Here is a 10053-nt window from a genome sequence, read left to right as displayed (position 1 = left end):
AAACAGCACGACCGGCCGCCCAACCGCCACGGCGCCTGCCGCCAGGATCATCGCGAAATGCGCGCGCGCGAAACCGCCATCGGCCAGCAGAATCCCCAGGCCCGCCGTCGCCTCGCCACTCACGCGTGCGTCCCCTCGGCAACGGCCGTCGTCGCGCCTACGCCGTGGCACACCGGACAAGCGGGATCGGGTTGCAGGGTTATGGTGTGGAACGACATCCGCAACGCATTCCACAACAACAACCTGCCGGCCATCGACGTGCCGATGCCCAGCAGTTCCTTCAACGCCTCGGTTGCCTGCAACGTGCCCATCACGCCAGTCACGGCCCCGAACACACCCGCCTGCGCGCAGGACGGCGCCAGATCGTCCGGGGGGGCCGCCGGATACAGGCATCGGTAGCAGGGGCCACCCCTGTGCGGGCGAAAGGTCGATAACTGCCCCTCGAACCGCAGCACGGAGGCCGAGACCAGCGTACGCCGGGTCGCCACGCACGCGTCCGCGACGATATAGCGCGTGGCGAAATTGTCGCACCCGTCACACACAAGGTCATACCCGGCAATCAGCGCCTCGCCATTGTCGCGATCAAGACGCTGGTCCAGCGCCTCGACGACCACGCCGGGATTCAGCGCATGAAGCGCCTCCACCGCCGACAGGACCTTGGGCATCCCCACGCGCCCGGTCGTGTGCATGACCTGACGCTGAAGATTTGACAGCTCCAGCCGGTCGTCATCGATCAGCCCGATATGCCCGACGCCCGCCGCGGCGAGATAGAGCGCCACGGGTGAGCCCAGACCGCCCGCGCCCACGATCAGGACGCGCGCGTCGCGCAGGCGCGCCTGCCCCTCGGCCCCGACCTCCGGCAGCAGGATATGGCGCGCGTAGCGCTGGATCTCGTCCTCGGTGAAGTCAAGCATCAGCGCACTCCCGTCGCGCGGCGGACGGCCGCCAAGCCGTCCGAAGGGAAAAAAGGGTTGGAGAGGGGGCTGAACCATCCGGCGCGGCCCGCGTAGGCTCCCGAATGGCTCAGAAATGAGGCGCAGGCGCCGTTCTTGAGTTCACAACTTCGTGATATATGTGACATTCATGATGATTCCGCTGCAAGGCTGCCCTGCGTGCGATTATGATCCACACATTATGGAGGGTGATTTTGCTCACGTCTGACATCAGTTCGATGATTGCGAAAAATCAAGTGCCAGCCATGAGCTGTGGCGAGCGTTGCAACGCCCTGAAGCTCAGCCTCCTGTCTGTCATGTGCGGCGCAAGTCTGTTCGTTGCGTCACCGTTCGCAACATTGTGGTCCGTCTGCCATGCGATGCAGACCCGCGATTCCGCCACGTTGTCGCATGAAATCAACTGGCGCGCGCTCAACGGCTCGATCAAGCAGCAGGCGTTGGGCTCTATTCTGCGCCCGGCGCGCGACGAGTTGCCGGATTTCGGTTCATCCTTCGCCCGCACCGCTGTCTCGAACGCCGTCGACGTGGCCGTGACGCCGGTCAACCTGCCTGCCATCGTCGACCAGACGATGCCCGATATCGGACCCGATACCACCGATGACGGTGCCGTAGCGTCAGCGGACCGCTTCGCCCTGCTGCGCCATGCGCACGCCCACTTCCTGTCGCCGTCGACGTTCGAGGCCGACATCCGCCTCCCGGGCCACCTGCACGAGACCCCGCTGCGGATCACCATGAAGATTCAGAGCTGGCACTGGAAGGTCACCGACGTGGCATTCCCGAGGGCCGTTGAGCCCGCACCCGCGTCCACGCCGCTCATGGAAGCCTCGGCCGCTCCTTCGCACGCCTGACGGCGGCTCCGCCCGGCGGAAGGCCGGGCGGAGGCAATGCCCCCTTACTTCGCGGGCGGAAGATCTTCCTCGAGCAGCGTGATGTGGATGGCGTAGGAGATCTCGCCCTCGTCCTCGTCGCGGTGGACCGTGCCGATGACCTCTTCATTCACGGCGATCTCCACGGACAGGCCCGCGCGTGGCGGCGCCTTCACGGTCAGGGCCGGAGACCCGAGGAGCCGGCGCAGTGACACCTGAAGGCGTGCGATTTCCGACGCTGAGATGGCGCTCATGTTTCAACAACTCCCGGAGTAGCGATGGACTGGACGGGGTAACGCGCAGCGCGCCCCCTTCATCGTCGCCCGCTATAAGCATCTGGGTCATGTGCCGCAACCATGCGTCGCACGGACGCCACGGCGTCGCCTTTTTTTTCCGTGACCCTGATCATCCATGCGCTGCCCCGCGATACGGAGTTCCCTTGCCCCGACACAAACGCACCCTGGAACTGGCGGTGGTCTTCGGCCTCGCCCTGCTGCCGGCGACCGCCTGTCTGCGTTTTGCCCACAGCGCGCCCACCATCACGGTGGAAGCCACGACACCCCTTAACGCGCGCATGATCGCGCAGCGCCTGGACAGCGACGGCGCCGAGGCAACGGCGCGCTTTCTGGACAAGGACGCCGGCTGGCTGCGCTTACGACGCGCCGTCAGTGCCGGGTGGAAGAACTGGATCGCGCTTCTTCCGGCTCTCCAGCCCTATGTGCCGGAGGCCGAGGTCGAACCCCTTCGCGCCGCAATGCGACATGCGCTGCCGACTCGCACGCGGGACATCGTCGCGACGCTCGATCCGAAAAACGGAACGGTGTTCGGCGGGGGCGCCGTATGCCGCCGCCATGACCTGACGCCGGCCGCGCGGTTCCGGGCGATACGCGCGGTCGAGTCGCTTCATGATATCCGCGACGAGGAACGCGCCCAGGATTGTCTGCGCGCCCTGCAAGGTCGCTGAGGCCCGGGCGCACAGCACGATGCGCCCGCCCCCCACCGATCGTCACGCGTCAGAACCCGACGATCGCGTCCAGCCCGAAGGTGAACATGCCCGTATCGCGCAGGTCATTAAACGGCCGCGTTCCGTTTAGCGACCGATCGAAGCGGATTTCGGGCCGCAGCCTGAAGTGCTGGACGCCGTGTCTGACCGCCGGATGCCAATCCACCCCGAGGGTCAGCGCGCCATAGGTCGTGGCCGGCGCGTTCTGGGTGTCGGCGGGCAGGCCGCGAACGGCGCGCATATAGGCGTCGTCCGACAGGAACCCGGTCACGATCAGGCCGGTGCTGTCGCGAAAGATCTCGCCACGATAATTCAGGCTGAGCGTCGGTGTCAGGCTGTAGCTGGCGAAGCTTACGACACTGACGGTGTCGGCCCTCAGCCCCTCGTCATGCAGGACGTTGAACTCCCCGGTCAGGATCAGGCGGTCGGTCGCATGCCAGGTCAGGTTCAGATCGTTCCAGAAACGCTGGGCGTGATTGGCGGAAGAGCCCAGGGCGCGCACGGCGTCCTCCGGCCCCACCCGCCCCAGATAGACGACCGCCAGCCGCCCCCCGGCCAGCGACGGCGCGCCCAGACCGAAATAGCCCGCCGCGGCGCGGTTGTTATCGCCGCCCCCGAACGAGACCTGATTGCCGGTGTCGACGCCGAACAGCACGTCCAGACCGTCGTCCAGATGCCACTGCGCCATCGTGCCGACATGTTCGAAGGGTGTCGAGAACTCGGTCGTGTAGGCAAGGGTGTAGAAGGGGCGCGTGGCGGGATCGAGCGTCTCGATGCCCATCGGGGCCGCCAGTATGCCCGTCTGCACGTCCAGACCATGGGCGCTCAGCCACGGCAGATGCAGGTCTATGTGGGCCTGCACCGGTACCACCTGATACCGGCCGGTCAGCGCATGATCGGACACCCCCGCGATATTGAAGTAGCGTCCGTCCGCGCCGTACAAGCCACGCAGCAGAAAGCCGACCTGATAAGCCGCCCGCGTCTCGTCGATGGGGCGCGCCACCGTCACGGTGATCTGGTCGAGCTGCGGCTGGTTGGCGCGATCCCCGAACAGCGCACCGAAATTTACGCCATTGGCGGGCCGGGCCGGATTGGCGCTGATCCCGCCTTCGATCTGCGCGCCGACGGTAACGGCGTCCCACCACGACACCCCGACCGACGATGCGGCGTGCGCGTGGCGCGGCACCGTCGCGGCAAACGCCATCATGCCGAGCAGCCACGCCACCGCGCGCCCTGCCAACCGCCCGGACCGCCGCGTGTTCACACCCTCAGGCCGCCAACGTGTCCATCAACGCCACCCCGCAGCGCCGCGCCATGGTGCGTCGGTATGCCTCCACCGTTGCGGGATAGGTCAAACCCGCGACGATCGACAGGCTGTGCAGCGCGGCGAACAGATGGATATCGTCGGTCGACAAATCGCCGTTCACGGCGGCCGGGTCCTGTATCAGGGGCTCCAGCGCGTCGAGTGCAGCCTGCAGGACCGCGAGCGCCTCGGCGTCCCCCGCCAGAACAGCGCCGAAAGGGAGGTCGTGCGATTCCTTGTTGCGTGTGAAATAGGCGCGCGCGCCGGTCGTGGCGAATTCGGGCAGCGGCGCCATCGCGATCCGGGGCAGAGCCTGACGATACAGCACGCCACTGACGCCCGCGATCCACGCGGCCACGGCCGGATTGACCGCACCGGTCAGCACCGGCGCGTCCAGCGCATCGACATGCCGGACGATGTCCATGCTCTCCCCCATGAAGCGGCCGTCTTCCTCCAGGATGGGCACGACCTTGCGCCCGATCATGCCGATCGGCGTGGCCTCGTCGTCGTTCAGCAGCGTGACCACCGTCACCGGCAGCTTCTTCAGGCCGAAGATCATCCACGCCTTGATGCAAAACGGGCAGTGTCGGTAAACGAACAGCGTCCTGTCCATGAGCGCTCTCCCTGACGTGATCGCGGCACCCTAGGCCGCGTGCCGGGCGCCGGGCAAGGCCGCCCGCCACTGGATGAAACGTCGGGCATACGTTATTCCTCCGGGCATAAAGACAACGGACGGAGACACGACAGAGCATGGAGCAACCCAGACGATCCCGCAGCCGCGCCGCGTCGATGCCCGACGTGGAGACACAGTCCGAAGGGTTCCGCGCCAACCGCGCGGCACGGCGGAACGTGCTGGTCGAGGACTATGTGGAGCTGATCGCCGATCTGCTGGCCGAGGGGCGTGAAGCCCGGCAGGTCGATATCGCCTCCCGGCTGGGCGTGTCGCAGCCGACCGTGGCGAAGATGCTCGGCCGTCTGGCGCAGGACGGACTGGTGCAGCGCAAACCCTATCGCGGCATCTTTCTGACCGACGCGGGCGAGCGGATGGCGCGCGACGCCCAGACCCGCCATCGCGTGGTGGAGGACTTTCTCCGCGCGCTCGGCATCAGCGCGGAGCAGGCACGCATCGACGCCGAGGGCATCGAGCATTATGTCGGGCGGGAAACGCTGGCGGCCTTCCGACGCACCCTTGACGGCGGGCTGGAGGCGTTCATTCAGGCGCTCGACCCGGCGCCAGAACCTTCTGCATAAACACCAGATCCAGCCAGCAGCCGAATTTCGTACCCACCTCCCGCAGGAGACCGGCGCGTTCGAACCCCAGCCGTTCGTGCAGCCGGATCGACGGCGCGTTCGACGCCTCGATGCCCGCCACCATCACATGATGCCCCTGCGCCTGCGCGCGCTCGATCAGGCCGTGCATCAACGCCTGTCCCACGCCCGCGCCCCGCGCATGGTCCTGAACATAGACCGAGTGTTCGACCGTATGCCGATAGCCGGGCCACGCACGGAAATCACCGAACGTGGCAAAGCCGAGAACAGCGCCGTCCCGTTCGGCGACCAGAACCGGAAAACCGCGCCCCTGACGCTCGGCAAGCCACGCCGCGCGGGCAGCCAGCGTCGTTTCCTGATCGGAAAACACGGCAGTCGAGCCACGAACGGCGTCGTTGTAGATCGCGAGGATCGTCGCAAGATCGCCCACCCCGGCGTCGCGCACATGCATGGTCGGCCCCTTTTGCCAGATCAGGCACCATACTGTCCCAGACGCGCCTGTCGGCAAGGGCTTTTCCGCCGCACGGACCGGGCACCGCAGCGGCCGACCTCACCAGGTCGGCATGGTCCCGGCGGCACCCGTCGGCTGGTTGAGATAATACATCTCCGCGACCCGGGGCGGCAGCAGGTCCAGCAGCCGCGACCCCGCGACCAGCCACCATGGGAACACGGTGCGCCGCTGTCCGCGCGCAACCCCACGCAGGATACGCGTCACGGCCGTCTCGACCGGGCACAGGCCGGGCATGGCGAAGGCGTTCGCCGCCACCATCGGCGTCTTTACGAAACCGCAGCACACGCTGTTCAGAACAATCCCGTCCCGACGCGCCATCGCGGCACTTGCTACCACGAACCGGTCCACCGCCGCCTTGGAGGCGCAATAGGCCGGCGTGCCGGGATAGGACACCAGGCCGGCCACCGACGACATCACGCAGATCCGCCCGCGCACGCCGTCGAACACCGCCTGCCCCCGCATGACGTCGAGCAGCGGCAGGAGCGTGTTGAGCACACCGTCGACGTTGATCGACAGGATGGTCCGCACCTGCGCGTCGGATTCGCGCCGGTCCGATGCCGGGATGCCGCCGGTGACGCCCGCGCAGACGAAGGCCAGGTCGATCGGGCCACACTCCGCGATCCAGTCGCGCAGCGCGTCCGCGTCGCGCACGTCCTGAACACGCGTGTCAACAGTCGCACCGTGCCGGACACAGGCGCGCGCGGTTTCGGCCAGCCCCGCCGCGTCCCGGTCCATCAGATGGAGGCTGCGCCCGTGGCGCGACAGTCGGCCCGCAAGCCCGCGACCGATCCCCGACGCCGCGCCGGTGATCAGGATGGTATGTGCACGCATAAGGCTCGATGACTTTCCTGGACGATAGGCGGCGTTCAGAGGCCATAACCCCGCGCGACCCGATCAGTTTCGGCCGCGCTTACGGCGTCGTCCGGCAGGCGGGCTCGTTCGGGGGCGCTGCGTCGAAGGCCAGCGGATAAAGCGCGTGACCGGCGGCATAGGCCTGCATCGCGGCGATCGTCGCCTGTCCCGCCTCGGGGCAGAGCGCATACGTCTGCGTCGCGGCGTCGAAACGCTCGCACCGGTCCGACAGCGCGGCGATCAGGGCCGCCCGCCCCAGCACCACCCGGCCGCCGCGCATGACCAGAAGCATGTCCTGTGGGCCGGCCCGCACCACCGTATGCACGCCCGCATGATGCGGATCGTCGAACAGCACCAGATCAGCCTGCAGGCCGGGCGCAATGCTGCCGATCTCGTGCTCCGCGCCCGCGACGCGGGCGGCGTCGGACGTGACCATGCGCCACAACGATGTGTCATCGATCGCATCATGCAGGTGATCGTGATCATACTGACGCGCACAGGACAGTTCCCGATTGAGGTTCATCGAACCCGACGGCAGCCAGTCCGATCCCAGTGCCACGGGAATACCGCGCGCACGCGCGCCCAGAACGTCCATCGTCGTTCCATACAGCGACAGGTTGCTGCGCGGCGACCAGACCAGCCGCGCGCCGCGCGCGGCGACACGATCCAGATCGGCCGGTGTCAGCGCGACGGCGTGGATCAGCGTCGCCTGCGGCATCAGCCAGTCGTGACTGGTGCCGCCCCCGCCGGGTTGCGGACTCGTGTCGTAGGACGTCGAACTCTCGCAGCGAAATTCGTTGCGCGCGGCCTCGTCGCGCCCTTCGGCGACATGGGCGAGAAACGCGCCACCCCGGGCGACACTGGCGCGCGTGGCAGGGTGCGGACCGTAATTGCAATCCCGCGTGCGCATGATGCCCGCAGAGTCGTCGAGCGGAAAAATGTCATACGTGACAGGGGTGATCGAAAGTCCTTCCAGACCCTCGGCAAAATCGAGATTGCGCAGCAGGCCGGGCGCCATGCGCTCGCCCACGGTCGCGGTGGTACCGCCCAACAGAAACCGCAGCTCCGTCCAGCTCAGCGACAGCGGGTTCCGGTTGGGTGTGAAATCCGCCAGCGCCCTGTGCCCGTCCAGACCCTTGCGCCATTCGTGCCGGTGCGCAAACCGCTCGCCATGATCGGGGCGCGGCGGCGTGTCGTCGAAGTCCAGATGGTCGTGCGTATTGATAAAACCCGGGGACAGCACGGCGTCGTCGCACGTAATTCGCGTGGCGGCCGGCGAGGCCGCGCACCGTGCCCCGACACAGGCGATGCGTCCCCGCGCGTCGACCCGCACCTCACCCGGATCGAGCGTGCGGTCGGGCAGAAGAATGGTCGCCCGGATCAGGGTCTCCGCCCCACCGCGCGTCACGTGGCACGCCGCCTGTGCCCGCAGCGGCACCACCGCGAGCAGGGTGGCGATCACGGCCCGGACACAGGCCCGCATCAGGACTGCAACGCCTTGAAAACCGTGTCGCGAAACATGTCGGCCGATGCCCGGGTACAGACGACCACGTTGGGCGGCAGCGCGTCGCCGGTGTAGATATGCGTGCCACCGAACACGTACGCGCCACGGGTTTCGGTGCCGCTGAGTTCGACCGTCATGTGCACGGCTTCAAATGCCTGCGCCACCGCTGGGGCAAGCACGAGGGAGGCCGCGAACGGGTCGGCATAGGTCGCGCCGGGCTTGTGACGCTTCGTCGTCTCGAACGCGAGTCGACCGGCATTGGACTCCAGGAAAATACGGCTCTTGTCGGTGTTGAATCCGCGAATATGGTCAAAATCGGCCTGGGTCAGCATTACGGTCCGCCCCAGATCGCCGGTCATCACGATCGGCAGGCCCGAACGCAGCACGATATCGGCGGCCTCCGGATCGACCATGGCGTTGAAACTGACCGGCGTGCCGATTCCCTCATACCGGCCGCCGACCATCACGATGCCCCGGGCCTTGCGGGCGATCGACGGGTCAAGCAGCAGCGCCAGCGCGATGTTGGACAGACCGCCCAACGCCAGCAGCACGACCTCCCCCGGGTGCGCCGAGACGATCCGTACGATCGCCGTCGCCGCGTGTTCCGGCCCGGGCCGCAGCGCCACCTCCGGCACGACCATATCGCCAAAGCCGTAACGCCCGTGGATAAACCCCGCCACCGGATAGGGGCGGTTCATCAACGGATGATCGATACCGCGATAGACGGGCACCCGACCGTCCGTCAGCGTCTGCGCCAGCCACAGCGCGTTCCGCACCTCCTGATCGTACCCGATATTGCCCGGCGTGACGGTCACCGCCTCTGTCACGATGGTGCGTGCCCCCAGCATCATCATGATCGCCAGAAGATCGTCGGTGCCTGGATCGGTGTCGATGATCACGCGCCGCACATCACGCAACCACGCCACCGAGTCCACAGGCGTGCCCAGCACCGTCCATGCGGCCTGGGCATGCGCGCGGGTGCGGCCGAGCAGCGTGCCCGCAAGCGCGGCGCTGCCGCTCAGAAATCGTCTTCGGGCAAACGACATGGGGGGCTCCTCGGGCCAGAAGGTAAGACGACACATACCGGGCATGCGCATGTCCGCTGTATCATTGCCATACCGTATCTGAACAGGACTTTGTCCGAACGGTCAGGAACGCCTCACTTTCGCCGGGATCCGAACGGGGGAGCCCCGACGGAGAGGTCCCCGCTCGACGGGTCCCGCATGCGACGATGACCGGCCCCTCCCGGGTCGTGCAGGGCACACCGGCCCGAGGCGCGGCGTCGGCAGGGGTGGATTTGGCGTCCCCAACCCGGTAAGCCTTTCCTCACCGTGCCGTGAAGACACGGAGGGAGGGACGCCGATCGGCCCGAGATGACACTGCGAACTGCCCGCGCGACACGACCGGGAACCGGCCGCTGGCTTGTCGTCCTCACGATCCTGATCGGCTTTCTGGGCCAGATCGCGTTGCAGACCGACGCGACGCCGGGCGCCACGCCACGCGCGGCGCTTCGGCATCTGACCGGCATCGACATCGCGGCCCCGGCGCCAATGGACGCCATGCCGGGCATGAGCGGCATGCGCGCCATGGCCGCCGCCATGACCCACCCCGGCATGCCGCATCATGACCATTCGCATGACGACGGTGGGTGCCCGCTCTGCCCGCTGCTGCATATCGCGGCGTTTCTGACGGCGGACGGCGTCGCGATGCCGGCGCTCTCCATGATCGCCTACGGCATCCGTGCGCGCCCCGGCCAGCCGCGCGCCCCCCCTCCGGCCCTGCGTGACCGCCC

At 67.4% G+C, this 10053-nt stretch carries 12 protein-coding genes; 4 read left to right on the top strand and 8 right to left on the bottom strand.

Annotation, left to right across the window (positions count from 1 at the left end; genetic code table 11):
- Positions 1-119 precede the first annotated feature (119 nt).
- Positions 120-917 (bottom strand): HesA/MoeB/ThiF family protein, encoded by a 798-nt coding sequence (locus HUK82_RS11990; protein ID WP_176614187.1) that lies wholly within the window; start codon positions 915-917, stop codon positions 120-122.
- 281 nt (positions 918-1198) lie between these two features.
- Here HUK82_RS11990 and HUK82_RS11985 point away from each other — a divergent pair, with 281 nt between their 5' ends.
- Entirely contained in the window at positions 1199-1801 is a 603-nt protein-coding gene (locus HUK82_RS11985) for a DUF2939 domain-containing protein (RefSeq protein WP_176614185.1), read from the top strand.
- Positions 1802-1845: 44 nt separating this feature from the next.
- Here HUK82_RS11985 and HUK82_RS11980 read toward each other — a convergent pair whose 3' ends face one another.
- On the bottom strand, positions 1846-2073 hold the full coding sequence (locus tag HUK82_RS11980; protein WP_176614184.1) for a DUF3126 family protein: 228 nt from the start codon (positions 2071-2073) through the stop codon (positions 1846-1848).
- Between the two features lie 185 nt (positions 2074-2258).
- On the opposite strand from HUK82_RS11980, the gene HUK82_RS11975 reads away from it, so the two are divergent.
- A complete protein-coding gene (locus HUK82_RS11975) occupies positions 2259-2783 on the top strand; it encodes a hypothetical protein (protein ID WP_176614183.1) in 525 nt (174 codons plus the stop codon).
- Between the two features lie 49 nt (positions 2784-2832).
- Here HUK82_RS11975 and HUK82_RS11970 read toward each other — a convergent pair whose 3' ends face one another.
- Entirely contained in the window at positions 2833-4029 is a 1197-nt protein-coding gene (locus tag HUK82_RS11970; RefSeq protein WP_176614186.1) for an outer membrane beta-barrel protein, read from the bottom strand.
- A 61-nt stretch (positions 4030-4090) separates the two neighbouring features.
- Positions 4091-4738, bottom strand: a complete 648-nt coding sequence (gene grxB / locus HUK82_RS11965) for a glutaredoxin 2 (protein ID WP_176614182.1) — start codon at positions 4736-4738, stop codon at positions 4091-4093.
- Positions 4739-4875: 137 nt separating this feature from the next.
- On the opposite strand from grxB, the gene mntR reads away from it, so the two are divergent.
- Positions 4876-5376, top strand: a complete 501-nt coding sequence (mntR, locus tag HUK82_RS11960) for a manganese-binding transcriptional regulator MntR (protein ID WP_176614181.1) — start codon at positions 4876-4878, stop codon at positions 5374-5376.
- On the opposite strand, the gene HUK82_RS11955 is transcribed toward mntR, so the two are convergent.
- The 4 genes from HUK82_RS11955 to HUK82_RS11940 form a co-directional block, all read right to left on the bottom strand.
- Entirely contained in the window at positions 5336-5845 is a 510-nt protein-coding gene (locus HUK82_RS11955) for a GNAT family N-acetyltransferase (RefSeq protein ID WP_176614180.1), read from the bottom strand. The genes mntR and HUK82_RS11955 overlap by 41 nt on opposite strands.
- Positions 5846-5944: 99 nt before the next feature.
- Entirely contained in the window at positions 5945-6736 is a 792-nt protein-coding gene (locus tag HUK82_RS11950; protein ID WP_176614179.1) for an SDR family NAD(P)-dependent oxidoreductase, read from the bottom strand.
- Positions 6737-6815: 79 nt separating this feature from the next.
- Positions 6816-8240: an amidohydrolase family protein gene (locus HUK82_RS11945; protein ID WP_176614178.1), complete on the bottom strand. Its 1425-nt coding sequence runs from the start codon at positions 8238-8240 to the stop codon at positions 6816-6818.
- Positions 8240-9307, bottom strand: coding sequence for a nucleoside hydrolase (locus tag HUK82_RS11940; RefSeq protein WP_176614177.1), 1068 nt, complete (start codon positions 9305-9307; stop codon positions 8240-8242). The genes HUK82_RS11945 and HUK82_RS11940 overlap by 1 nt, the downstream gene beginning before the upstream one ends.
- Positions 9308-9634: 327 nt before the next feature.
- Here HUK82_RS11940 and HUK82_RS11935 point away from each other — a divergent pair.
- On the top strand, positions 9635-10053 hold a 419-nt coding region (locus HUK82_RS11935; protein WP_176614176.1), incomplete at its 3' end, for a hypothetical protein.

Origin of the sequence: Ameyamaea chiangmaiensis, assembly GCF_013376175.1 — a bacterium.
Lineage (GTDB): Bacteria > Pseudomonadota > Alphaproteobacteria > Acetobacterales > Acetobacteraceae > Ameyamaea > Ameyamaea chiangmaiensis.
This window is presented reverse-complemented; position numbering and strand designations above follow the sequence as displayed.